The organism is Streptomyces cyaneofuscatus (genome assembly GCF_033109485.1).
In the GTDB taxonomy this organism is placed as follows: Bacteria; Actinomycetota; Actinomycetes; order Streptomycetales; family Streptomycetaceae; genus Streptomyces; species Streptomyces cyaneofuscatus.
Genome location: NZ_CP137002.1, coordinates 4,455,455 through 4,479,272 on the forward strand (window position 1 = coordinate 4,455,455; position 23,818 = coordinate 4,479,272).

The 23,818-nt window shown below is 71.4% G+C and carries 19 protein-coding genes and 1 pseudogene; 15 read left to right on the top strand and 5 right to left on the bottom strand.

Going from position 1 to position 23,818, the window contains the following annotated elements:
* Positions 1-101 precede the first annotated feature (101 nt).
* Complete coding sequence (gene acs / locus R2B67_RS19695; RefSeq protein ID WP_317819879.1) at positions 102-2,102, bottom strand: acetate--CoA ligase; 2,001 nt, start codon at positions 2,100-2,102, stop codon at positions 102-104.
* 394 nt (positions 2,103-2,496) lie between these two features.
* On the opposite strand from acs, the gene R2B67_RS19700 reads away from it, so the two are divergent.
* Entirely contained in the window at positions 2,497-3,831 is a 1,335-nt protein-coding gene (locus R2B67_RS19700; RefSeq protein ID WP_317824910.1) for a polysaccharide deacetylase family protein, read from the top strand.
* A gap of 111 nt (positions 3,832-3,942) precedes the next feature.
* Here R2B67_RS19700 and R2B67_RS19705 read toward each other — a convergent pair whose 3' ends face one another.
* The gene (locus tag R2B67_RS19705) at positions 3,943-4,938 is read right to left on the bottom strand and encodes an ATP-binding protein (RefSeq protein ID WP_237326601.1); all 996 of its coding nucleotides are present in this window, start codon (positions 4,936-4,938) and stop codon (positions 3,943-3,945) included.
* Positions 4,939-5,040: 102 nt separating this feature from the next.
* Here R2B67_RS19705 and R2B67_RS19710 point away from each other — a divergent pair, with 102 nt between their 5' ends.
* Entirely contained in the window at positions 5,041-5,865 is an 825-nt protein-coding gene (locus R2B67_RS19710) for a Fic family protein (RefSeq protein ID WP_317819881.1), read from the top strand.
* Between the two features lie 494 nt (positions 5,866-6,359).
* Here R2B67_RS19710 and R2B67_RS19715 read toward each other — a convergent pair whose 3' ends face one another.
* Positions 6,360-7,205: an HAD family hydrolase gene (locus R2B67_RS19715; protein ID WP_317819882.1), complete on the bottom strand. Its 846-nt coding sequence runs from the start codon at positions 7,203-7,205 to the stop codon at positions 6,360-6,362.
* A gap of 502 nt (positions 7,206-7,707) precedes the next feature.
* Here R2B67_RS19715 and ssd point away from each other — a divergent pair.
* The 7 genes and pseudogenes from ssd to R2B67_RS19750 form a co-directional block, all read left to right on the top strand.
* Positions 7,708-8,847, top strand: coding sequence for a septum site-determining protein Ssd (gene ssd, locus R2B67_RS19720; RefSeq protein ID WP_317819884.1), 1,140 nt, complete (start codon positions 7,708-7,710; stop codon positions 8,845-8,847).
* Positions 8,844-9,992, top strand: a complete 1,149-nt coding sequence (locus R2B67_RS19725) for a TadA family conjugal transfer-associated ATPase (RefSeq protein ID WP_317819885.1) — start codon at positions 8,844-8,846, stop codon at positions 9,990-9,992. Before ssd ends, R2B67_RS19725 begins: the two co-directional genes overlap by 4 nt.
* The gene (locus R2B67_RS19730; protein WP_317819887.1) at positions 9,989-10,903 is read left to right on the top strand and encodes a type II secretion system F family protein; all 915 of its coding nucleotides are present in this window, start codon (positions 9,989-9,991) and stop codon (positions 10,901-10,903) included. The genes R2B67_RS19725 and R2B67_RS19730 overlap by 4 nt, the downstream gene beginning before the upstream one ends.
* Positions 10,900-11,850 (top strand): type II secretion system F family protein, encoded by a 951-nt coding sequence (locus R2B67_RS19735; RefSeq protein ID WP_317819889.1) that lies wholly within the window; start codon positions 10,900-10,902, stop codon positions 11,848-11,850. The genes R2B67_RS19730 and R2B67_RS19735 overlap by 4 nt, the downstream gene beginning before the upstream one ends.
* A gap of 169 nt (positions 11,851-12,019) precedes the next feature.
* Positions 12,020-12,259 (top strand): DUF4244 domain-containing protein, encoded by a 240-nt coding sequence (locus R2B67_RS19740; protein WP_381074628.1) that lies wholly within the window; start codon positions 12,020-12,022, stop codon positions 12,257-12,259.
* Between the two features lie 142 nt (positions 12,260-12,401).
* Entirely contained in the window at positions 12,402-12,686 is a 285-nt protein-coding gene (locus R2B67_RS36050) for a TadE family type IV pilus minor pilin (protein WP_398869627.1), read from the top strand.
* 5 nt (positions 12,687-12,691) lie between these two features.
* A pseudogene (locus R2B67_RS19750) lies at positions 12,692-13,051 on the top strand (Rv3654c family TadE-like protein); the annotation flags it as partial.
* Positions 13,052-13,177: 126 nt separating this feature from the next.
* Here the strand turns inward: R2B67_RS19750 and R2B67_RS19755 are convergent.
* Both R2B67_RS19755 and R2B67_RS19760 read right to left on the bottom strand, forming a co-directional pair.
* Complete coding sequence (locus R2B67_RS19755; RefSeq protein WP_317819891.1) at positions 13,178-13,654, bottom strand: DUF3515 family protein; 477 nt, start codon at positions 13,652-13,654, stop codon at positions 13,178-13,180.
* A gap of 311 nt (positions 13,655-13,965) precedes the next feature.
* Complete coding sequence (locus tag R2B67_RS19760; RefSeq protein WP_317819892.1) at positions 13,966-16,434, bottom strand: DNA 3'-5' helicase SftH; 2,469 nt, start codon at positions 16,432-16,434, stop codon at positions 13,966-13,968.
* 79 nt (positions 16,435-16,513) lie between these two features.
* On the opposite strand from R2B67_RS19760, the gene R2B67_RS19765 reads away from it, so the two are divergent.
* The 6 genes from R2B67_RS19765 (at position 16,514) to R2B67_RS19790 (ending at position 23,808) form a co-directional block, all read left to right on the top strand.
* Positions 16,514-16,867, top strand: coding sequence for an STAS domain-containing protein (locus R2B67_RS19765; RefSeq protein WP_003967428.1), 354 nt, complete (start codon positions 16,514-16,516; stop codon positions 16,865-16,867).
* 220 nt (positions 16,868-17,087) lie between these two features.
* Entirely contained in the window at positions 17,088-17,540 is a 453-nt protein-coding gene (locus R2B67_RS19770; protein WP_030565003.1) for an ATP-binding protein, read from the top strand.
* 374 nt (positions 17,541-17,914) lie between these two features.
* The gene (locus R2B67_RS19775; RefSeq protein ID WP_317819898.1) at positions 17,915-20,368 is read left to right on the top strand and encodes a sodium-translocating pyrophosphatase; all 2,454 of its coding nucleotides are present in this window, start codon (positions 17,915-17,917) and stop codon (positions 20,366-20,368) included.
* Positions 20,369-20,677: 309 nt separating this feature from the next.
* Positions 20,678-21,328, top strand: coding sequence for a prolipoprotein diacylglyceryl transferase (locus tag R2B67_RS19780; protein WP_317819900.1), 651 nt, complete (start codon positions 20,678-20,680; stop codon positions 21,326-21,328).
* A gap of 216 nt (positions 21,329-21,544) precedes the next feature.
* Positions 21,545-23,071, top strand: a complete 1,527-nt coding sequence (locus tag R2B67_RS19785; RefSeq protein WP_317819901.1) for a DUF7059 domain-containing protein — start codon at positions 21,545-21,547, stop codon at positions 23,069-23,071.
* A 539-nt stretch (positions 23,072-23,610) separates the two neighbouring features.
* On the top strand, positions 23,611-23,808 hold the full coding sequence (locus R2B67_RS19790; protein WP_032758760.1) for a hypothetical protein: 198 nt from the start codon (positions 23,611-23,613) through the stop codon (positions 23,806-23,808).
* Positions 23,809-23,818: the final 10 nt, after the last annotated feature.

The window sequence follows — 23,818 nt, forward strand, 5'->3', positions numbered from 1 at the left end:
CGCCCTTCACTGTACGGGAGCTCCGATGGGCATCCGGCGCGGTGCCGGATGCCCATCGGAGCCGTACAAGAAGATCTTTCTCAGTTTTTGAGGAAGCCTGCTCAGTCCTCGTCGGACGAGGAGGACGGCAGCTGGGTGGTGATCAGGTCCATCACCGAGGAGTCGGTGAGCGTGGTGACGTCGCCCAGCTCGCGGTTCTCGGCGACATCGCGCAGCAGGCGGCGCATGATCTTTCCGGAGCGCGTCTTGGGCAGCTCGGCGACCGGCAGGACGCGCTTCGGTTTCGCGATCGGGCCGAGCGTGGCGCCGACGTGGTTGCGCAGCTCCGCGACCAGCTCGTCGGAGGTGGTCGCCGTGCCCCGCAGGATCACGAACGCGACGATGGCCTGGCCGGTCGTCTCGTCGTTCGCCCCGACCACGGCCGCCTCGGCGACCGACGGGTGGGAGACGAGCGCCGACTCGACCTCGGTGGTCGAGATGTTGTGGCCGGAGACGAGCATGACGTCGTCGACGCGGCCGAGCAGCCAGACGTCGCCGTCCTCGTCCTTCTTGGCGCCGTCGCCCGCGAAGTACTTGCCCTCGAAGCGTGACCAGTAGGTGTCGAGGAACCGCTGGTCGTCGCCCCAGATGGTGCGGAGCATGGAGGGCCACGGCTCGGTGAGGACGAGGTAGCCGCCCCCGCCGTCGGGCACCTCGTTCGCCTCGTCGTCGACGACGGTGGCGGCGATGCCCGGCAGGGCGCGCTGGGCGGATCCCGGCTTGGTCTCCGTCACGCCCGGCAGCGGCGAGATCATCATCGCGCCGGTCTCGGTCTGCCACCAGGTGTCCACGATCGGGCACTTGTCGGCGCCGATGTTCTTCCGGTACCACATCCACGCCTCGGGGTTGATCGGCTCACCGACCGAACCGAGGACGCGGAGGCTGCTCAGGTCGAACTTGGCGGGGATGTCGTCACCCCACTTCATGAACGTACGGATCGCGGTCGGCGCCGTGTAGAGGATCGTGACGCCGTACTTCTGCACGATCTCCCAGAACCGGCCCTGGTGCGGGGTGTCCGGGGTGCCCTCGTACATGACCTGGGTCGCGCCGTTGGCCAGCGGCCCGTAGACGATGTATGAGTGGCCGGTCACCCAGCCGACGTCGGCGGTGCACCAGTAGACGTCGGTCTCCGGCTTGAGGTCGAAGACCGCGTGGTGGGTGTAGGCCGCCTGGGTGAGGTAGCCGCCCGAGGTGTGCAGGATGCCCTTCGGCTTACCCGTGGTGCCCGAGGTGTAGAGGATGAAGAGCGGCTGCTCCGCCTCGAAGGCCTCGGGGGTGTGCTCGGCGGACTGCCGGGCGGTGATCTCGTGCCACCAGACGTCGCGGCCCTCGGTCCAGGCGGTGTCCTGACCGGTGCGGCGGACCACGAGGACGTGCTCGACGCTCTCGATACGGGAGACGGCGTCGTCGACCGCGGGCTTGAGCGCGGAGGGCTTGCCGCGGCGGTAGCCGCCGTCGGCGGTGATGACGACCTTGGCGTCCGCGTCCTGGATACGGGTGGCGATGGCGTCGGCGGAGAAGCCGCCGAAGACCACCGAGTGCGTGGCGCCGATGCGGGCGCAGGCCAGCATCGCGACGGCGGCTTCGGGGATCATCGGCAGGTAGACGGCGACCCGGTCACCCTTGCTGACGCCCAGCTCGGTCAGCGCGTTGGCGGCCCGGGAGACCTCTTCCTTCAGCTCCGCGTAGGTGATGGCGCGGCTGTCGCCGGGCTCGCCCTCGAAGTGGATGGCGACCCGGTCGCCGTTGCCCGCCTCGACGTGCCGGTCCACGCAGTTGTACGCGACGTTCAGCTTGCCGTCCGCGAACCACTTCGCGAAGGGCGGGTTGCTCCAGTCGAGGGTCTCGGTCGGCTCGGTGGTCCACGTCAGGCGGCGGGCCTGCTCGGCCCAGAAGCCCAGCCGGTCCGCCTCGGCCTGCTCGTACGCCTCTGCGGTGACGTTGGCATTGGCGGCCAGAGCGGCAGGTGGAGCGAACTTCCGCTCTTCCCGAAGCAGGTTGGCCAGGCTCTCGTTGCTCACGACTTCTCCCAGTCCCAGGGTGTCCGTTGTGTCCCGGGGCATAGCTCATCAGGCGCGAGGCCAGGTGACAAGTGTCTGCCGGGAATTGGTTTAGACCTGTGTCTTCGTGTATGGAAGCATGATCCCGCTCCGCTGGTCAGGGCGGCTTTACGACGCGTGTTCACGACGTTTGGCGCAAAGTCGCTGAGCGGAATGGGGTCATCAGGTCTCACGGGTCCGGGGGCTGTCCGGTTCAGGGCGGGCGTCCCGCGTTGGCTTCGCCTGCCCTTCGCCTGCCCTTCGTCTGTGTGGCATTCAGGTCGTTTCCTCGCCCATTCCAGTGAATAGGCAGCTTTTCATTCGGTATGTCGCTCTCCTCCATGCAGGGTCCCGTGCGAGTTTGGCCGCGCCGCGTCGGCACTCAACGCAAATGACCTGCAAGGAAGAGGGTGGGCGGATGATGGCCGCCACGAAGAGGATCGCCTCGGGCGTCATGACCGCGGCGCTGGTCGCCGTACTCGCGGGCTGTTCCGGTGCGGGCTCCGGAGGTTCCGAGCCCGGCGGGGCGGGTGCGGGCGCGGAGAAGGGGGCCCACGGCGCGAAGGAGAACGCTCCGAAGTCCGCCCCGAAGAACGCCGTCAAGCTCATCGGGGACGGCTCCACCGCCTTCACCGGCGCCCAGCCCAAGCTGCCGGCCGCCCAGCGCCTGGCGCCGGGTCAGAAGCCCCCGCAGTTCGTGGTGTTCTCCTGGGACGGTGCCGGGGAGGACAGCCAGAAGCTCTTCTCGCACTTCCGCGGCGTCGCCAAGAAGTACAACGCCACCATGACGTACTTCCTCAGCGGTGTGTATCTCCTGCCTGAGGAGAAACGATCCCTCTACGCTCCGCCGCAGCACTCGGCGGGCCGTTCCGACATCGGCTTCAACGACACCGAGGGCATCCGCGACACCCTCGCCGAGGTGCGCGCCGCCTGGAAGGACGGCAACGAGATCGGCACCCACTTCAACGGCCACTTCTGCGGCCCGGACGGCGGTGTGGGCACCTGGTCCGTCGAGGAGTGGAAGAGCGAGATCAGCCAGGCGAAAGCTTTCGTCAAGAACTGGAAGACCAACGCCCCGGAGCTGAAGGGCGAGGCCCCGCTCCCCTTCGACTACGACCAGGAGCTGATCGGCGCCCGCACCCCCTGCCTCGAAGGGCAGAAGAACATGGTCGCCGCGGCCCGCGACATGGGCTTCCGCTACGACTCCAGCGGCGTCGGCAACCAGGTCTGGCCCAAGAAGAAGGACGGCGTCTGGGACATCCCGCTCCAGCTCGTCCCGATGCCCGGCCGCGCCTTCGAGACCCTCTCCATGGACTACAACTTCATGGTCAACCAGTCCGGTACGACCACCCAGGGCGACCCCTCCCAGCATGAGTTCTGGGGCAACCAGATGCGCGACGGCCTGCTCCAGGCCTTCGACCGCTCGTACGACGGCAACCGGGCGCCGCTGATCATCGGCAACCACTTCGAGTCCTGGAACGGCGGCACCTACATGCGCGCCATCGAGGAGACCATCGCGAAGGTGTGCACCAAGGAAGAGGTCCGCTGCGTCTCCTTCCGGCAGCTGGCGGACTGGCTGGACGCGCAGGACCCGCAGGCGCTGGCCAAGCTCGCCACGCTCGGCGTGGGCGAGGCGCCCAAGGAGGGGTGGAAGACCTACCTCGGCGCCCAGGCCGCGGCCGCCCCGAAGGCCGAGAAGGGCAAGGCGGCAGGCCCGGAGGCCGGAGAGCCGGCGGCCCGCGACGCCGACTAGGACCTCACGGCCCCTTCCCGTCACCCCGGTCGAATGTGCCGGGGTGACGGCGCGGTGCGGCGGGTAGGGCGGCGCTGCGGGAGGGCGGCCCTGCGGGCGGTTCCGTACGGGCTAGGCGGGTGCCGGGACGCCCGCTCCGGCCCGCCGCTCACCGAGTACGAAGGAGGGGTCGACCTGAGCGGCCAGATCGGCGCCCGTCTTCTCGTTGCCCCAGCTCTCCGCGTTCTTCAGGTGGAAGTGCACCATCTGCCGGGTGTAGCGCTCCCAGTCGCGCAGCCCGTACGAGTCCTCGGCGGCGTCCTGGAGGGCCTGCAGGGCCATCCGGTTGTCCGCCTCCAGCAGCTCGAACCGGGACGGCCGCCCCTTCTCCATGGACCGCACCCAGTCGGAGTGGCCCACCCCGACCAGCAGGTCGTCGCCGACCTCCGCGCGCAGGAAGTCCAGGTCGTCCGGGCCCTGCACCTTGTTGCCGACGACCTTCAGCGCGACGCCGAAGTCCCGTGCGTACTCCTTGTACTGGCGGTACACCGACACCCCCTTGCGGGTCGGCTCCGCGACCAGGAACGTCATGTCGAAGCGCGTGAACATCCCCGAGGCGAACGAGTCCGACCCCGCCGTCATGTCCACCACGACGTACTCGTCCGGGCCGTCCACCAGGTGGTTGAGGCAGAGCTCGACGGCCCCGACCTTGGAGTGGTAGCAGGCCACCCCGAGGTCGGACTCCGTGAACGGGCCGGTGGCCATCAGCCGGATGTCCCCGTCGTCGAGCCGGACCGTACGCGCACAGGCGTCGAAGACCGGGTTGTCCTCGCAGACCCGCAGCAGCCGCGAGCCCTCGCCGGGCGGCGTCGTCTTGATCATCGTCTCGGCGGAGGCGATCCGGGGGTTGGTGCCGCGCAGATAGTCCTTGATGAGGGGGAGGTGCGCTCCCATGGCGGGCAGCGCGGCCGCCTCCGCCTCATCGAGGCCGAGGGCGGCCCCCAGGTGCTGGTTGATATCGGCGTCGACGGCGACGACATGGGCTTCGTTGGCGGCGAGGTGGCGGATGAAGAGCGAGGACAGCGTGGTCTTACCGCTGCCGCCCTTCCCGACGAAAGCGATCTTCATGTTCACCTAGGGTAGTGGACCGATCGCGTTGTGCTGTCGATGTTCGTGAAGATGGCCACTTGAGGGCGGTCCGGGTGTAGGGGGCGCGTAGCCTCGCTACTTATGAGTACGACTGCCTCAGACCCGCTCGCCACGCTCGGTTCCCTGCCCGGAGTGTCCGATGCCGTGGACTCCGTACGTAAGGCCGTCGACCGGGTCTACGGTCACCGCGTCATGCGCCGCCGCAGCAACGAGGTCACGGCCGAGGCCGCGCTGCGGGGCTCTCGGGGGTCGGCGGCGCTCGCCGGTGCCGACTGGAACCTGGAGGAGGTGCGCCGGCGCACCGACTTCAGCGGTGAGGACGAGGCGCGCACGGTCGGAGCCGCGCTGCGGCTCACCGCGGAGGCCGGGCAACTGCTCTCCATCTGGCGGCAGTCGCCGCTGCGGGTGCTGGCCCGGCTGCACCTGGTGGCGGCCGGCGGGGCCGCGCCCGACGACGCGGTCGGCCGCCCGCGGCTGGCCGGGGAGTCCGTCGACGAGCCGCTGATCGAGACGCCGCTCCCCGGCGCCGACGAGGTGGCCGGACGGCTCGAGGGCCTGTCGCAGTTGATCATCGCGGGCACCGCGGCCCCCGCCCTGGTGACGGCCGCGGTGGTCCACGGCGAACTGCTGGCGCTGCGCCCCTTCGGCTCGCACAACGGCCTGGTGGCGCGGACCGCCGAGCGCATCGTGCTGATCGGCAGCGGACTGGACCCCAAGTCCATCTGCCCCGCCGAGGTGGGCCACGCGGAACAGGGGCGGGCGGCGTACGTCGCGGCGTTCGAGGGGTACACGACGGGGACCCCGGAAGGCGTGGCCGCGTGGATCGCGCACTGCGGCCGCTCGGTGGAGTTGGGCGTCCGCGAGTCGACGGCGGTCTGCGAGGCCCTCCAGCGCGGCGCGGCGTAGGCGGCGGGCGGGGCCCGGGGCGTCCGGCCGGGAGGGAAGGCCCGGGGAGGGCCCCGGAAAGGGTTGCGGCGGTACCGGAATGCGGTACCGCCGCTGGCACGTCCGCCCAGTTACCAAGCGTCCTCGTAAATTGCCCATCAGGTCGGGTGCTTTGCCCGTCACCTGGTGCGGCTGGCCCGTAATCGACGGGTCGACGTCGCGTGGGTGCTCGGCTTTCGTGCTCGGTCCGTGGGGCCGTCACAGCGTTGCAGGTCATCCTCACGGATGTCCTTGGTCTCGCGGGCCGTTGAATCCTTTGTACTCCAGGACCCGGGGAAGGGAAAGCCCTGGCCGCACTTCTTTACTTTTAGGTTCAATAAAGGGCGAATCGGACGGTGGTGCGGGTGGTCCGGCTGCCCGGCTGCCCGGTAGCCCGGTAGCCCGGTAGCCCGGTAGCCCGGGGGCTCCGTTCCCCCGGGTCGCGTGTCGCTCGGCTTCGCGGGTCGCGGGTTGCCTCAGCAGGGGAGTGCCGACCCGGCGGTACGCCTACGGCTCGCGTACCAGACGAGCCCTGCGGTGATGGCTGCGGCGCCGACCGCGGCGGCGGCCACGAGTGCCGGACGCGGCGGCATGGAGAAGTCAGGGAGCCGTTGTTTCAGTCGGACCGGGCGGTTGAAGACGAGAATCGGCCACTCGCGAAGGGTCGCTTCGCGGCGCAGCGCGCGGTCGGGGTTGACGGCGTGCGGGTGGCCGACCGCTTCCAGCATCGGCACATCGGTCGCCGAGTCGCTGTAGGCGTAGCAGCGCGAAAGGTCGTACCCCTCCGAGACGGCGAGCGCCCTGACCGCTTCGGCCTTGGTCGGCCCGTAGGCGTAGTACTCGATCTCTCCCGTGAAGCAGCCGTCGTCGCCGACGACCATGCGCGTGGCGACGACACGGTCGGCGCCCAGCAGTTCGCCGATCGGTTCGACGACCTCCGCGCCGGAGGTCGAGACGATGACCACGTCGCGGCCGGCCGTGTGGTGTTCCTCGATGAGGGTGGCCGCCTCGTCGTAGATGATCGGGTCGATCAGGTCGTGCAGGGTCTCGGCGACGATCTCCTTGACCTGCTGGACGTTCCATCCTTTGCAGAGGGCGGAGAGGTAGGCACGCATCTTCTCCATCTGCTCGTGATCGGCGCCCCCGGCCAGGAACACGAACTGTGTGTACGCGGTGCGCAGTACGGCACGGCGGTTGATCAGTCCGCCTTGGTAGAAGGACTTGCTGAAGGTCAGCGTCGAAGACTTCGCAATGACCGTCTTGTCCAGGTCAAAGAAGGCTGCTGTGCGCGGCGAGAAGCAGTTTTCCACAACGCTGAGCATAGGGGGCCGCCATTCGGCGTAAAATCCGGCGCGTGGGTTTGCCTGAGAGGGCCCTCGGGTACACCATGGAAGTCACGGATCGTTCGCGACCGTGCCAACCCCGGTCCGGCTCCTCCCCCCCCGAGTCGGCCGTGGGGACGACCCCCGCTCTCCCCCCCGGCGGGGGTCGTCGCATGTCCGGATGCATTTCCGACGCCCGGGCTCCATGCCTCCCTCCCTTCCGGACCCTGCGGGGCCCTCTCGTGCGAGGCGTCGACGTGAGCCTCGTCTCGTCACAGTGTGTAGCAGTGGGGCTGCGCTCCGGAAGTCGCTGGTTCGGGTGACGGAGTTATTCACAACGCCGAAGTTGTCCACAGTTTTCGAGCAAGATCCACATGTTTTTCCGGGGTGCTGCACGTTGATTCCTCCCGCGAAGTCCGCGGGTACCGGAATCGCGCATCTCGGAAACGCCCGAGATCGCCGCGAACCGCACTGAAGGGGCAGTGAGAAGGGGGCGGAGATCGTGGCTGGATCCCTCACGCGAGAAGGGCTGACGGTCGCCGAAGGGCGACGCGGCGGACCGCTGATCGTGACGGAAGACGTGGAGTTGCTCGATGATCTGCTGCGGCTCTGCGCCGCGGCCGGCGCGGAGCCGGAGGTTCATCACGGGCCGCCCGGGCAGCGGGGTGGCTGGGAGCGGGCTCCCATGGTCCTGGTGGGCGACGACGCCGCCGCACGGTGCCGCGGGGCCGCCCGCAGACGGGGGGTGATGCTGGTCGGGCGGGACCAGGACGACCCGGACGTCTGGCGGCGGGCGGTCGAGATCGGGGCCGAATACGTGTTGCGGCTGCCGGATTCGGAGGGCTGGCTCGTCGACCAGATCGCCAATGCGGCGGAGGGCGTCGGCAGGCCCGCGCTCACCGTCGGGGTGATCGGCGGACGGGGCGGCTCCGGCGCGTCGACGCTGGCCTGTGCCCTCGCCGTCAGCGCGGCGAGGTCCGGCCGGCGGACGATGCTGATCGACGCGGACCCTTTGGGCGGAGGTATCGACGTCCTCCTCGGCGGAGAGCGGGCCGAGGGCATGCGGTGGCCGGATTTCGCCCACTCCAAGGGGCGCCTCGGCGGTGGGGCCCTGGAGGATTCCTTGCCCGCGCTCCATGGACTGCGGGTGCTGAGCTGGGGCCGTGACGACGAGGTGACCATCGCCCCGCAGGCCGTGCGGGCGGTCCTGGCTGCCGCGCGCCGGCTCGGCGGGGTGGTGGTCGTCGATCTGCCGCGCCGGGTGGACGAGGGCGTCGCGGAAGCCCTGGCCCAGCTCGACCTCGGCCTGCTCGTGGTGCCGGGCGAGCTGAGGGCGGTCGCGGCTGCCCAGCGCGTGGCGTCCACGGTTCGCATGGTGCTGGACGACATGCGGGTGGTGGCGCGGGGACCGTATGCGGCAGGTCTCGACGAGCGCTGGGTGGCCCAGGCCATCGGCCTGCCGCTCGTCGGTGAACTGCCCCCGGAGCCCGACCTCATGGCCGCCCAGGACGCCGGAATGCCACCGGGCGGCAGCGCCCGCGGCCCGCTCGCCCGCTTCTGCGCGGAGTTCTGGGAGCAGGCGGTGGCAGCAGCGGGGGAGCCCGGTGCCACCGTGGCTCCGGCCGGGGGAGGCACCCCATGACCGATACGCTCCTGGATGCCGTGCGCCAACGGCTGGCGCGCAGTGGTGACGCGCCGACACCTGCCGGTGTGGCGGCCGCGCTTCGGGCCCAGGGGCGGCTGCTGGGCGATGCGGAGGTGCTCGGGGCCGCGGCCGAGCTGCGCGGCGAACTCGTCGGGACCGGCGTGCTGGAGCCGTTGCTCGCGGACCCCGAGGTGACCGATGTGCTGGTCTCCGCGCCCGACCGGGTGTGGGTGGACCGGGGCGGCGGGCTTCAGCTGACGGGGATCACCTTCCCGGACGCGGCGGCGGTCCGGCGGTTGGCCCAGCGGCTTGCCGCCGTCGCGGGCAGGAGGCTGGACGATGCCCGGCCGTGGGTGGACGCGCGGTTGCCGGACGGGACGCGGATGCACGCCGTGCTGCCCCCGGTCTCCGTCGGCTCGACCTGCCTCTCCCTGCGGGTGGTGCGCCCGCGGGCCTTCTCCCTGGTGGAGCTGGTGGAGGCCGGGACCGTGCCGCCGGGTGGCGACCGGATCCTGCGGGCCATGGTGGAGGCCCGTCTCTCGTACCTGATCAGCGGTGGGACCGGGGCGGGCAAGACGACCCTCCTCGCCAGCATGCTGGGCGCCGTCGGTGCGGACGAACGGATCGTGCTCGCCGAGGACTCTGCCGAACTGCGCCCCGATCACCCCCATGTGGTGCGCCTGGAGTCCCGCCCCGCCAACCAGGAGGGCGCGGGCCGGGTGACCTTGCGCGACCTGGTGCGCCAGGCGCTGCGGATGCGGCCCGACCGACTGGTGGTGGGTGAGGTCAGAGGTGTTGAGGTGACGGAGCTGCTGGCTGCCTTGAACACCGGCCATGAGGGCGGCTGCGGCACGGTCCACGCGAACGCCGCCGAGCACGTGCCCGCCCGGCTGGAGGCGCTCGGGACCGCCGCAGGCCTCGACCGAACGGCTTTACACAGCCAGTTGGCGGCCGCGCTCTCGGTGGTCGTCCATCTCGTACGGGACCGGGCCGGACGGCGACGGATCGCCGACGTGCACGTCCTGGAGCGGGACGCGGCCGGCCTGGTGTTCACCGTGCCCGCTCTGAGCTGGGGCGCCGACGGGTTCGTCCCGGAGCCCGGCTGGGCGCGGCTGGAGCCGCTGATCGGGGGTGCGCTGTGACGGGGGGAACCGCGGGATACGCGGCGCATGCGGCGGCCCTCTGCGCGGGCGCGGCCGTATGGCTGGTCGCGATGCGGAAGCCCGGGGCCCGACGGGCGCGGGTGCTGTTCGTGGACGGTCCGGCCGAGCCGTGGCGGGCGTGGCGATCGTGGCGCGTCCTGCTCAAGGCGCGAGGGCTGGTGGTGGAGCGGCGCGAGTGGTGGTGCGTTCCGGTGGCGGTGGTGCTGGCCGTGCTGGGGGCTTCGGTGCTGCCGCTGATCGCCGGAGCCGTGGCGGTGCCGTTGGTACGGAGATGGATGCGGGGTCGTGCCCGGCGACGGCAGTGCGAGCGGGCGGCGGACTCGGTGGCGGCGTTGTGCGCGGCCGTGGTCGGGGAGCTGCGGGCCGGCCACGAGCCGGGCCAGGCCCTGTCGGCCGGGCTGAGGGAGTGCGCGGCGGACGGGGAGCCACGGGGCGGAGGCGGGCCGGGCGGCGGGGCGTGGCTCGGGGATGCGGAGGCAGCTGTGCTCGCGGCCGCGCGCTTCGGGGGAGACGTGCCCGGGGCGTTGCGGCAGGCGGCGGCCGGGCCGGGGCTGGGAGGCCTGTCCGGGATGGCGGCGTGCTGGCAGGTGGCGGTGGACGGCGGAGCCGGTCTCGTGGCGGGCCTGGACCGTCTGGAAACGGCGTTACGGGCCGACCGGCGCAGACGGGAGGAGCTGCGGGCCCAGTTGGCGGGGGCCTGGTCGACCGTCGTGGTTCTGGCCCTGCTGCCGGTGGCGGGTCTGGGGCTGGGCGCCGCGCTGGGAGCGGACCCGCTGAGGGTGCTGCTCCATACGCCGGGCGGACTGTTCTGCCTGGCGGTGGGGGGCCTCCTGGAAGCGGCGGGACTCTTCTGGGCTTGCCGGATCGTGCGGGGAGGGGAGGCGCCATGAGCGCGACGGGAGAAGTTCTCCACAGCCTGGGGATGGTGGGGGCGCTGTCGGGGTCCGCGGCGCAGCTGGCGCTCACCGTGGCGGCGGGGCGCCGGAGCCGGGTGGTGCGTGGCCGGGGCGCCCTGCTGCTGGAGGCCGCACCGGCTGTGGGGGCCGGCTGGTGGTCCCGGACGGCGGTCGTACGGGCCTGGAAGGGCGGCGGAGATCGGATGGGTGGGGAGGGTTTCCGGGCGGCTGGGGATGCTGCTCGGACGGGGGACGGCGCCCGGACGGTGCTTGGCGCCGGTGCCGGTGCCGGTGTGAGTGCTGATTCCGGGGGCGGGGCCGGGGCTCGTGCCGGTGTCCTGCGGTGGGCCGCTCCGGCCGGCGCCTGGCTGGCCGGATGGTTCCTGATCGGCGGCCTGATGGGGTGTGCCGTCGGTGCGGCGGCGGCGTACGGGACGTGGCGGTGGCTGCGGTCCCGGCCCCGGCCCGGCCCGGGCGAGTCCCGTGAGGAGCGGGCCGCGATCGCCGGGCAGCTCCCTCTGGCCGCCGATCTGCTGGCGGCGTGCATCGCCGTAGGTGCCGGGCCCCGAGAGGCGGCGGAGGCGGTCGGTGAGTCCATCGGCGGCCCGGTCGGCGACCGGCTTGTCCGGGTCGCCGCGGAGATCCGTCTCGGAGGGGAGCCCGCCGAGGCGTGGGGGCGGCTCGGGGCGATACCGGGCGCCGGACCGCTGGCCCGCTGTCTGCACCGGGCCGGGTCTACCGGGGCCCCGGCGGCGGAGCCGGTCGCCAGGCTGGCCGAGGCGATGCGCGCCGAGCAGGCCGGTGCCGCTGTGGCTCGCGCTCAGCGGGCCGGGGTCCTGATCACCGCGCCGGTCGGACTGTGCTTCCTCCCCGCCTTCCTGGCGGTCGGGGTGGCGCCGGTGATCATCGGCCTGGCCGGCGGACTGCTGGCCACGGGTTAGGCCGCACGGCCTCTGTTCACGATTCACGGGCGTTCCGTTCGGACGCCTGCTCGCTGTCGATCGATGCCCGTCGGGGGACGAAATGAACAAGAAGTTCGAAGGACGCACGGAACTGACGGAGCGAAGGGAAGGCGAGGGGCGAACGGGAGGAGAGGGGCACGCGGATGGCGTGCTCTGCCGCACAGCGCGGGCGACTCGGTCGGCGGGCCGCTCGGCGGCGACGCGGGTCGCGCGGTGGCAGGGACGGCTGGGCGAGTCGTCCGATCGCGGGATGACCACGTCCGAGTACGCGGTGGGCACCATCGCCGCGTGCGCCTTCGCCGCGGTGCTCTACAAGGTGGTCAACAGCGGGCCGGTCATGTCGGCGATGCAGTCCATGATCGAGGGCGCACTCGATGCGAAGTTCTGAGGCCGGAGCCGGAGCCGGAGCCGGACGCCGGCGCAGACGTCCTGAGGCCGGGTCCGGACGTCAGAGCGTGTGCAGGCTTCGGGATCGTGGGGCGGTGACGGCGGAGGCGGCTGTGGTGATCCCGGTGCTGGTGGCCTTCGCCATGGCGTTGCTCTGGGCGCTGGCGGCGGCCTCGGTCCAGATCCGGTGTGTGGACGCGGCACGGGCGGGGGCCAGGGCTGCGGCCCGTTCGGAGCCTGAGGCGGCGGTGCTTACGGCCACGCGTGATGCCGCGCCCCGTGGGGCCCGGGTCGGGGTGGGGAGAGCCGGGGGGATGTGGCGCGTAACGGTGGAGGCGCCCACTCCGGGGCCGGCGGCGCTGGCCGTGACGCTGCGCGCCGAGGCAGCCGCCCTGGCCGAGGAAACGGTGGGGGGTGTTGTGCCGTGAAGCTGATGGGCTCTGAAGGCGGGGGGCTGGGTGGGGAGCGGTTCCGGGGAGCGGACCGGGGGGTGGCGACGGTGTGGGTGGCTGTCACCACCGTGGCCCTGTGCGCGGTGTTCGCCCTTGTGCTTGAGCTGGGGCAGGCCGTGACCGCACGTCACCGGGCCGGTGGTGCAGCGGATTTGGCGGCACTCGCGGCAGCGGACCGGGCGCTGGAGGGGCCGGAGGCCGCGTGCGAGGCGGCCCGCAGGGTGGCCCTGGCGCAGAAGGCGGTGCTCGTCCGTTGCTCGGTGCAGGGGGAGATCGCCGATGTGGTCGCCCGGTCGAGCCTCGGGCGTTACGCGCCCGCTGTCCGGGCCCGGGCCGCCCCTCCGGCGGGTCCCCGAGCGCCACCCGGACAAGCCCCCACGCCGCCGGGGCTGGAGGCTGAAGAGGGCGAAGATGCCCGTCACGAACGCGCTGTCCACCGGCGCTTCGTCCCCCGGAACGGCAGGTTCTCACTCCGACCGGGTGCACTCCGAGGTCTGCGTGATCGGCGCGATGAGGGCCGAGAGCTCGCCGAGGATCTCGTCGGGTGCCTTGGGGGAGTGAGTGACGGTGACCTCTGTGGCCGGGGTGCGGCCGTAGGTGAGGATCACCTTCTGGGTGTCGGTGGACCGTGTGGTGTCGATGACCCAGTCGACGCCGCCGGCCGCGAAGCAGGGGTCTGAGATGGGACCGATGTCGGTCACGCCGCAGCGCAGAACGATGTTGCTGTCACCCCAGAGCGCGACGCCCGCCAGTTTGGTGGCGTTCTTGGTGTGCCCTGCCAGTTTGGCGGGAGCGTTTTCCGCTATGCGTCCGCAATGGGCGTTGCCGGACTGGGCGCCCGGCCGGACGTTGTAATGGGGCTCTTTGGTGACGACGAAGACCAGAACGGCGGCGACAGCCACGCCGGCAGCGGCCAGGGGGAGGGTCGTGCGTTTGCTGGGCATGCTCAACAGTTCGTCTTCCCGCTCCGGGGGAGGTGGTCGTGCGACACGTTATGGCATGGGGTGAGGCGTTCTGAATGCGGGTCTCCCCTTTGCCCTTTGAGACAATGCCTCTTCGGGTTCCTCCCCAAGGGACCTGATGTGAGCAGGAGTTCATTCCTGTCGAAGATCTGCAACAAGTCGGCGGGCAAGGCCGTCGCCTCCAATTCCACGAGAGCCGGTTCGCACGCGTACCTGCCTGGAGAAGCTCAGCGATTCGAGCAGGGCCCGCGCTCGGCAGGAATGGGGTTTGTCCGTGCCGCCGACCTGATCTGTCAGGTTTCCGGCCGGGCCTCCGGTGGCGCCCCCCTGAGGAGTTCGGTCAGGAGGCGTACGGCGCCCCGCTTGTGCAGGGGCTCGTTGCCGTTGCCGCATTTGGGGGACTGGATGCAGGACGGGCAGCCCGCCTCGCACTCGCACGAGGCGATGGCTTCCCGGGTCGCGGTCAGCCACGTACGGGCGGTGTGGAAGGCGCGTTCGGCGAATCCGGCGCCGCCCGGGTGGCCGTCGTACACGAAGACCGTCGGCAGCAGGGTGTCCGGGTGCAGCGGTATCGAGACGCCGCCGATGTCCCAGCGGTCGCAGGTGGCGAAGAGCGGGAGCAGGCCGATCGACGCGTGTTCGGCGGCGTGGAGTGCGCCGCCGAGGATCTCCGGGTTGATCCGGGCGGCGTCGAGCTGGTCCTCGGTGACGGTCCACCAGACCGCGCGGGTGCGCAGGGTGCGCGGCGGCAGGTCGAGCTTGGTCTCGCCCAGGACCTCACCGGTCATCAGCTTGCGGCGGAGGAAGGACACGACCTGGTTGGTGACCTCGACGGAGCCGTAGCAGAGCCGCCCCTGACCCCAGGGGATCTCGGTGTCGGTCTCCAGGACGGAGATGGCCGTGGTGTCGCGGGCGACGGTGGAGTACGGGGGGTCGGCCTGCTCGACCAGGGCGACGGAGTCCTCCAGGTCCAGCTTCCGGACCAGATGGGTGCGGCCCTGGTGGAGGTGGACGGCGCCCTCGTGGACGGCGGTGTGGGCCGCGGCCGCGTCGACCGTGCCCAGCAGACGGCCGGTGCCCTCCTCGACGATCTGGACGGGACGGCCGCCCCCGCCTCGGATGTCGGTGAGGTCGGCGGCCCGTTCGCGGCGGGTCCAGTGCCAGCCCGAGGTCCGACGGCGGAGCAGCTTCGCGGTTTCCAGCTGCGGCAGCAGCTCGGGCACGGCGGGGCCGAAGAGGGCGATGTCGGGCTCGGTGAGGGGCAGCTCGGCGGCCGCGGCGCACAGGTGGGGGGCCAGGACGTAGGGGTTGTCCGGGTCCAGCACGGTCGACTCCACGGGCTGCCGGAACAGCGCCTCGGGGTGGTGCACCAGGTAGGTGTCCAGCGGGTCGTCCCGGGCGACCAGGACGGCCAGGGAGCCTTGCCCGGACCGGCCGGCGCGGCCCGCCTGCTGCCAGAGGGAGGCCCGGGTGCCCGGGTAGCCGCAGATGACGACGGCGTCGAGGCCGGAGACGTCGATGCCGAGTTCGAGGGCGGTGGTGGCGGCCAGGCCGAGGAGCTCGCCGGAGTGCAGGGCCCGCTCCAGGGCGCGCCGCTCCTCCGGGAGGTAGCCGCCGCGGTAGGCGGCGACCCGCTTCGGCAGGGAGCGGTCCACCTCCGCGAGGCGTTCCTTGGCGATGACCGAGATCAGCTCGGCGCCACGCCGGGAACGTACGAAGGCGACCGAGCGGACCCCCTGGACGGTCAGGTCGGTGAGCAGGTCGGCGGTCTCGGCCGTCGCGGTACGGCGTACGGGGGCGCCCTTCTCGCCGTGCAGGTCGGTCAGCGGGGGCTCCCAGAGGGCGAAGACCAGCTCGCCGCGCGGGGAGGCGTCGTCGGACACCTCCGTGACCGGCAGGCCCGTCAGACGCCCGGCGGCGACCGAGGGGGCCGCCGCGGTGGCGGAGGCGAGCAGGAAGACCGGGTTCGCCCCGTAGCGGGCGCAAAGGCGGCGCAGCCGGCGCAGGACCTGGGCCACGTGGGAGCCGAAGACGCCCCGGTAGGTGTGGCACTCGTCGATCACGACGAACCGCAGCGCGCGCAGGAAGGACGACCAGCGGGGGTGGGACGGCAGGATTCCGCGGTGCAGCATGTCGGGGTTGGTCAGGACGTAGTTCGCGTACTGGCGCACCCATTCGCGTTCCTCGACCGGGGTGTCGCCGTCGTAGACCGCGGGCCGTACGGCGTTGCCCAGGGGCGCCGCCAGGGCCTTCACCGAGCGCCGCTGGTCGGCGGCGAGCGCCTTGGTGGGGGCGAGGTACAGGGCGGTCGCCCCGCGGCCGTTGGGGGCCTCGGAGCCCTCCAGCAGGGTGCTGAGGACCGGGGCGAGGTAGGCGAGCGACTTGCCGGAGGCCGTACCGGTCGCGATCACGACCGATTCGCCGTCCAGCGCGTGCTCCGCTGCGGCGGCCTGGTGGGCCCACGGATGGTCGATTCCGGCTTTTTCGATCGCCGAGATCACTTCTGGCCGGATGCGATCCGGCCAGATGGCATGGGTTCCCGATCTAGGGGGCAGGTGCTCCGTATGAGTGATGCGCGCGGCCCGGCCCGCCCCTGTGGCGAGCCGGTCGAGGATCATGGCGGGAGAGGGGCGCGTGTCCCCACTCTCGGGTGGTCGTCCGGGACGGTGATTCTTGGCCATCGGCACCGAGTGTGTCACTGGCGTGACGGACAATGGTCCCAAGGCGTCGTGCATGGCTGCTGGTAAGTGATTGAATGCCATCGCGGCTGGCGATCCGTCCCCTGGCCTCCGTCGGGGAGACCGAGGGGCGACCGCTCGATAGCAAGGTGCTGGAGGATCCGTGGACCTGTCCCTGTCGACTCGCAATGTGTCCGGGCCTGGTGGCGACCGTACGGTCGTCGAGGTCGGTGGCGAGATTGATGTGTATACCGCGCCCAAGCTGCGCGAGCAGTTGGTCGAGTTGGTGAATGACGGCAGCTACCACCTGGTTGTCGACATGGAAGGTGTCGACTTCCTCGACTCCACCGGCCTCGGCGTGCTCGTGGGCGGCTTGAAGCGTGTCCGGGCCCATGAGGGCTCGTTGCGCCTGGTCTGCAACCAGGAGCGCATTCTCAAGATCTTCCGGATCACGGGCCTGACCAAGGTGTTCCCGATTCACACCACGGTCGACGAGGCTGTCGCCGCCACCGACTGAGGTCGGTTTCCGACCGGCCTCCGGGCCGGTCGTCAGGCAGTGAATCGGACCGACAACGGCAGAAGCCATGCCGTGGCGGGCAGGCGGTCGACCTCCGGGTCGGCTGTCGGTTCCGTCGATCCCTGTGGATCCGTCGGTTTCCGGAGTGAGGAGAGCAGAGGTGCCGGGCTTCAGGCCCGGGACCTCTGACGCGTACGCCCGAACGTTCCAGGGGGATCGCATGGCCACCGTTGAACTCCGCTTCAGTGCCCAGCCTGAACATGTCAGGACGGCCCGCCTGGTGGCGGCCGCCGTGGCGCGCCGGGCCGGCGTCGACGAGGCGGTGCTCGACGAGGTCAGGCTCGCCGTCGGCGAGGCGTGCAGCCGTGCCGTGGGGCTGCACCGCAGCCATGGCATCACCGCGCCCGTCAGCGTCGTGCTGACCGAGGAGGAGAAGGCGTTCTCCATCGAGGTCGGGGACGGCGTTCCCGATCCCGGGAGCGACCCCGCCACGCCCGGAGCGCGCGGCGGTGCGTCCGGGGGGCCGGACGAGCCCGAGGGCGACGGCGGCGAGGACGAGATGGGCCTCGCGGTCATCAGTGGTCTCGTCGACGACGTGGAGGTCCGTTCCGGTGCGGACGGCGGAACCATCCGGATGAGCTGGCCGACGGCCCTCGCCGGGGTGCGCCCCTGAGGCCTGCGGTCCTGAGAGTTGCGGCCTGTGCTCCTGAGGCCCGCGGTCCTGAGAGCTGCGGCCTGCGGCCCTGAGGGCTGAGGTCCTGTACGGCGCCCTGCTGGTGTCCCGTGTGCCGCTTCCTTTCCACCTTTTCCAAGGCCCTGCTGAGCAGGGCCTTTCCCATGCCGTCCCGCGCCGCCCCTCTCCGTAATGCATCTGGGCAGGGAGCCGGAGTAATGCGCCTGCCCCGTTACTGCATTCGGGGAAATACCTCCGTCGATCTTTCGGCGTTGGGGGGAGTGCGATCAATTCTCTTCCGGACCACTGTTTTGATCCGGTTCCGCTCCCTACAATCCGTCCACGTCTTGAGCGCTGAGCGTCAAGGAGGACGTATGGCGGAGTTCTTCACCACCCCAATGGCTGCACCGGCCGTACCGGCTGCACCGACGCAGGAATCCGCACTTTCCGACGGGCCCGTCTCCCTCGCGGCGGCGGTCCTCACCGACGACAACCGGCTGATCGTCATCATCGTGGCGGTCGTCGCCGTCGCCGCGCTCATCGTCGCCCAGCTGCTGGTGCGCCAGGTCCTGGCGGCCGGCGAGGGCACCGAGCGTATGAAGGAGATCGCCGCGGCGGTCCAGGAGGGCGCCAACGCCTATCTCGCCCGGCAACTGCGAACGGTCGGCGTATTCGCCGTGATCGTGTTCTTCCTGTTGCTGGTGTTGCCGGCCGACAACTGGTCGCAGCGCGCGGGGCGTTCGCTCTTCTTCCTGGTCGGTGCGCTTTTCTCGGCGGCGACCGGATACATCGGTATGCGACTCGCCGTACGGAGCAATGTGCGCGTGGCCGCCGCCGCGCGTGAGGCGACTCCGGGAGAAGGCGAACCGGAAAAGGATCTCACCACCGTTGCGCACCGGGCGACGAAAATCGCCTTCCGTACCGGTGGGGTGGTCGGAATGATCACGGTCGGGCTCGGGCTGCTCGGCGCCTCCTGTGTGGTGCTCGTCTACGCGGCCGACGCGCCCAAGGTGCTGGAGGGATTCGGCCTTGGTGCGGCGCTGATCGCCATGTTCATGAGGGTCGGTGGCGGCATCTTCACCAAGGCCGCCGATGTGGGCGCCGACCTCGTCGGCAAGGTGGAACAGGGCATCCCGGAGGACGACCCGCGCAACGCCGCCACCATCGCGGACAACGTGGGCGACAACGTCGGTGACTGCGCGGGCATGGCCGCCGACCTCTTCGAGTCGTACGCCGTGACGCTCGTCGCCGCGCTCATCCTCGGCATGGCCGCCTTCGGCGACTTTGGCCTGGCCTTCCCGCTGATGGTCCCGGCGATCGGTGTCGTCACCGCGATGATCGGGATCTTCGCCGTCGCCCCGCGCCGCGCCGACCGCAGCGGGATGACCGCGATCAACCGGGGCTTCTTCATCTCCGCCGTGGTCTCGCTCGTCCTGGTGGCCGTGGCCGCGTTCGCCTATCTGCCGTCCTCGTACGCCGGACTGACCGGGGTCACCGATGAGGCGATCACCACGCACGGCGGTGACCCGCGGGTCTTCGCCCTGGTCGCGGTGGCCATCGGCATCGTCCTCGCCGCGCTGATCCAGCAGCTCACCGGCTACTTCACCGAGACGAAGCGCCGCCCCGTCCAGGACATCGGTAAGTCCTCGCTGACCGGCCCGGCGACTGTGGTGCTGGCCGGTATCTCCATCGGCCTGGAGTCGGCCGTCTACACCGCGCTGCTGATCGGCCTCGGCGTCTACGGGGCGTTCCTGCTGGGCGGTACGTCGATCATGCTGGCGCTCTTCGCGGTGGCGCTCGCCGGGACCGGGCTGCTCACCACGGTCGGCGTCATCGTCGCCATGGACACCTTCGGGCCGGTCTCCGACAACGCCCAGGGCATCGCCGAGATGTCCGGCGACGTCACCGGCGCCGGGGCCCAGGTGCTCACCGACCTGGACGCCGTCGGCAACACCACCAAGGCCATCACGAAGGGCATCGCCATCGCCACCGCCGTTCTCGCGGCGGCCGCGCTCTTCGGCTCCTACCGTGACGCCATCGCCTCGGCCGTCGCCGACGTGGGGGCCGGGGCGGGGGAGCTGGGGCTGAGCCTGGACATCTCGCAGCCCAACAACCTCGTCGGCCTGATCCTCGGGGCGGCGGTCGTCTTCCTCTTCTCCGGGCTCGCCATCAACGCGGTCTCCCGGTCCGCCGGAGCGGTCGTCTACGAGGTCCGGCGGCAGTTCCGCGAGCACCCGGGGATCATGGACTACACGGAGAAGCCGGAGTACGGCCGCGTCGTCGACATCTGCACCAAGGACGCCCTGCGCGAGCTGGCCACGCCCGGCCTCCTCGCGGTCCTGGCGCCGATCGCGGTCGGGTTCAGCCTCGGCGTCGGCGCGCTCGGTTCGTACCTCGCGGGCGCCATCGCCACCGGCACCCTGATGGCGGTCTTCCTCGCCAACTCCGGCGGGGCCTGGGACAACGCCAAGAAGCTCGTCGAGGACGGGCATTACGGCGGCAAGGGCAGCGACGCCCACGCCGCGACCGTGATCGGCGACACCGTCGGTGACCCCTTCAAGGACACGGCGGGCCCGGCGATCAACCCGCTCCTGAAGGTGATGAACCTGGTCGCGCTGCTCATCGCCCCGGCGGTGGTGCAGTTCAGCTACGGGGCGGACGCGAACCCCTGGATCCGGGCGCTGGTCGCCGTCTTCGCCGTCGTGGTCATCGTCGGCGCGGTCTACGTGTCCAAGCGGCGCGGCATCGCCGTGGGCGACGACGACAGCGGTGCGCCGGACGGCGGCGGTCCGTCGCTCCCGTCACCGAACCCGGCGGCGGCCCCGTAGCCCGGAGCTGCTGGAGCGGGTGACCTTCCGTCACTGTGCGCGCGGGTGGTGCGTGTTGACGCACTGCCCGCCCGCGCGGTGCGTGGTGGCGTACCGCCCGCCTGTGCTCCTTTATGGGGGCCGGTGATCGAATCCCGTCGTTCAGGTGAGTGACCGAACGGGTGTAGGAATCTCCGGCCGAGTGGCGTCTCCCTCATTTCCCTTGGTGCAAATGGCTGCAAAAGGGTGTACATCGGATGCCCGGCACCCGGATGGAGCCCCCTCGGCGTGTAAGTTCCGGGGCCGAGAGCCTTGGAAGGGACCCATCCGGTGAACAAGAAGCTTGCAGCCGCACTGTCCGGCGGTGCGGTACTCGTACTGACGCTGTCGGGTTGCAGCGACGACAGCGACGACAAGGTGAACGACTGGGCCAAGAAGGTCTGCGACCAGGTCCAGCCCCAGCTGCAGAAGATCGCCAACGCCAACGCCTCCATCCAGCAGCAGACCGCGGACAACAGCAAGCCCGCCGACGTCCAGAAGACGGACTCGGCCGCCTTCCAGCAGATCTCCCAGGCGTACAAGTCGCTGGGCACGGCCGTGGACTCGGCCGGTCCGCCGCCGGTCGACGACGGCGAGACCACGCAGAAGGAGGCCGTGAAGGAGCTCAACGCCTCCTCCGCGGCGTACGCGGATCTGAAGACCAAGGTCGACGCCCTGGAGACCAAGGACCAGGCGAAGTTCGCCGACGGCCTCAAGGGCATCGCCGACGAGCTCAACAAGATCAGCACCAGCGGTGACCAGGCGCTGAAGAAGCTCCAGTCCGGTGAGGTCGGCGCCGCGATGTCGAAGCAGAAGGGCTGCCAGAAGCCGGCGCCTTCGACCGGGCCCGCCAGCCCCGGGGGATCCGCGGCGCCGGAAGCGGGCGCGGCGACCCCCTCGACGGCCCCCTCGGCGTCGGCCTCGGAGGAGAAGAAGGCGTAGCCCCCGGCTCCAGGCTTCTGGCTCCCGGCTCCTGCGCTCCTGGTCTCCCTGAGGAGACCAGAGCTCCTGGCCTCCCTATGGAGACCAGAGCTCCTGGCCTCCCTATGGAGACCAGGAGGCCTCAGGACCGCGAGAACGGCCTCGGTGCGGCGGCCCGGACACCCGGTGGGTGCCCGGGCCGCCGCCGTTGTCGGTGGGACCGGACACAATGGTCGGGTGAGTGAGACCAGCCTTCCCGCACCCGACCACACCGCCGGCCTCCGCGAGGCGCTGCTCGCCGCCGCCTTCACCGCCGACGGCCTCCTCGACCGGCTCGGCGCGCCCGCCTACGCCGCGCTCGCCCGCAGCGAGACCGTGCCCGCCCTGCGCGCCACCCGGGGCGGTTCGCCGCTCGACACGCTGGTGCGGCTGTTCCTCCTCCAGCGCCCCGTCCCCCAGGAGCAGGCCCGCGCTGCCCTGCCGCTGGAGGAGTGCGTCCAGGACGGCTGGGTGAGCGTCGCGGACGGCCTGGTCCGCGCCACCGTCGACGTACGTCCGTACGGCGGTCCGGACGGCGAGGACTGGTTCATCGTCTCCGACCTCGGCTGCGCGGTCGGCGGAGCGGGCGGGATCGGCTCGCACGAGGAGGGCGTCGTCCTCGGCGTCGGCGGGGCCTCCACCACCCTCGCCTCCATCACCGTCCGTACGCCGGTCGCCTCGGCCCTCGACCTCGGTACGGGCTCCGGCATCCAGGCGCTGCACGCCGCGCAGCACGCCACCCGCGTCACCGCGACGGACCTCAACCCCCGCGCCCTGGAGTTCACCCGGCTCACCCTCGCCCTCTCCGGCGCCGCCCCCGCCGACCTCCGCGAGGGCTCCCTCTTCGAGCCGGTCGGCACGGAGACCTTCGACCTGATCGTCTCCAACCCGCCCTTCGTCATCTCGCCCGGCGCCCGCCTCACCTACCGGGACGGCGGCATGGGCGGCGACGACCTCTGCCGCACCCTCGTCCAGCAGGCGGGGAGCCATCTGAACGAGGGGGGTTACGCCCAGTTCCTCGCCAACTGGCAGCACGTGGAGGGCGAGGAGTGGCAGGACCGGCTGCGCTCCTGGGTGCCCGCCGGCTGCGACGCCTGGATCGTGCAGCGCGAGGTCCAGGACGTCACGCAGTACGCCGAGCTGTGGCTGCGCGACAGCGGCGACCACCGCAGCGATCCGGCCGCGTACGCCGAGCGGTACGAGGCGTGGCTCGACGAGTTCGAGGCGCGCGGGACCACGTCCGTCGGCTTCGGCTGGATCACCCTGCGCCGGTCCGCCGCGGCGGCCGCGGGGAACCCGTCGATCGTCGTCGAGGAGTGGCCGCACACCGTGCAGCAGCCGCTGGGCCGGGCCGTGGAGGAGCACTTCGCCCGCCAGGACTATCTGCGCGAGCAGGACGACGCCGCCCTGCTCGCCGGGCACTTCACCCTCGCCGCCGAGGTCGTGCAGGAGCAGGTGGGGCTGCCCGGGGCGGAGGATCCCGAGCATGTGGTGCTGCGCCAGCACCGCGGGATGATGCGGGCGACCAAGGTGGACGCGGTGGCCGCCGGGTTCGCCGGGGTGTGCGACGGCTCGCTGCCCGCCGGGCGGATCCTGGACGCCATCGCCCAGCTGATGTCCGAGGACCCGGTGCTCCTGCGCGACCGCACCCCGCAGGCGATCCGGCTGCTGGTCGAGGAGGGCTTCCTGGAGCCGGTGCCGGTGCCGGGGGCCGTTTCCGGCTAGGGCTCCGGGCCGGGGGCCCGGGCTGGGGCTCCGGCTTCGGCTTCGGCCGGGGGCGGCGCGATCCGGATCGGACGGGGCGTCACGTGTTCACCGCCATCGGACTCCGCTCCGGATCGGACGGGCCGCGCCCCATGTCCTCGACACCCTTCCCAGCAGCGCCTTCACGCTGGACGTCGACCGCCTCCTGCCCGGTCCACGGATTCCGCTCGGCGCGCCGCGAGCGCTCCGCAAGGGCTCGGGCCCGGCGCCCGCGAGGTGTTCCTGATCTCCCGGGCCGCCCGATTCCTCCGCCCCGCGCCGTGGCCGGATCCGTACCGCTCCTGACGGCTCCTGACCGCTCCTGTGGCCCGGAGCCGATGCGCGCCCTCGCCCCCGAGGGCCCCTGACGTCATGTGACGGCCCCGGTACTCCCTGTGGGTGCGTGCTGTTCACCCGGGGTTCGTGTCGGCGACGCCCCGGGGTGGCAGCCTCCCCCATGATCGAGCCGTACGACGCGTACGACGGGCTTGGGCGGTACGACGAGGGTCGAGGGGTACGACATGGAGAGCGTCGCAGCAGTCTTCGCCGGCACGGCCTTCGCGCTGTTCGGTGCCGCGCTCCTCATCTGGACCGGGGCGCGCGCCGTGCACCGCGCGCCGGTGCTGCACGGTGTGAGCCCCGTCGCCTCCACCGCACTCACGACACTTTTCGGCGTAGTTTTCCTCGCCCTCGGCGTGTGGTGCTTCACGCTCGTCTGATCCCCGCCCC

Excerpts from the sequence above, each read along its gene's own strand:
- acs (WP_317819879.1), bottom strand. The coding sequence starts at position 2,102 with ATGCCCCGGGACACAACGGACACCCTGGGACTGGGAGAAGTCGTGAGC.
- R2B67_RS19700 (WP_317824910.1), top strand. The coding sequence starts at position 2,497 with ATGATGGCCGCCACGAAGAGGATCGCCTCGGGCGTCATGACCGCGGCG.
- R2B67_RS19705 (WP_237326601.1), bottom strand. The coding sequence starts at position 4,938 with ATGAAGATCGCTTTCGTCGGGAAGGGCGGCAGCGGTAAGACCACGCTG.
- R2B67_RS19710 (WP_317819881.1), top strand. The coding sequence starts at position 5,041 with ATGAGTACGACTGCCTCAGACCCGCTCGCCACGCTCGGTTCCCTGCCC.
- R2B67_RS19715 (WP_317819882.1), bottom strand. The coding sequence starts at position 7,205 with ATGCTCAGCGTTGTGGAAAACTGCTTCTCGCCGCGCACAGCAGCCTTC.
- R2B67_RS19725 (WP_317819885.1), top strand. The coding sequence starts at position 8,844 with ATGACCGATACGCTCCTGGATGCCGTGCGCCAACGGCTGGCGCGCAGT.
- R2B67_RS19735 (WP_317819889.1), top strand. The coding sequence starts at position 10,900 with ATGAGCGCGACGGGAGAAGTTCTCCACAGCCTGGGGATGGTGGGGGCG.
- R2B67_RS36050 (WP_398869627.1), top strand. The coding sequence starts at position 12,402 with ATGGCGTTGCTCTGGGCGCTGGCGGCGGCCTCGGTCCAGATCCGGTGT.
- R2B67_RS19755 (WP_317819891.1), bottom strand. The coding sequence starts at position 13,654 with ATGCCCAGCAAACGCACGACCCTCCCCCTGGCCGCTGCCGGCGTGGCT.
- R2B67_RS19760 (WP_317819892.1), bottom strand. The coding sequence starts at position 16,434 with ATGGCATTCAATCACTTACCAGCAGCCATGCACGACGCCTTGGGACCA.
- R2B67_RS19770 (WP_030565003.1), top strand. The coding sequence starts at position 17,088 with ATGGCCACCGTTGAACTCCGCTTCAGTGCCCAGCCTGAACATGTCAGG.
- R2B67_RS19775 (WP_317819898.1), top strand. The coding sequence starts at position 17,915 with ATGGCGGAGTTCTTCACCACCCCAATGGCTGCACCGGCCGTACCGGCT.
- R2B67_RS19790 (WP_032758760.1), top strand. The coding sequence starts at position 23,611 with ATGGAGAGCGTCGCAGCAGTCTTCGCCGGCACGGCCTTCGCGCTGTTC.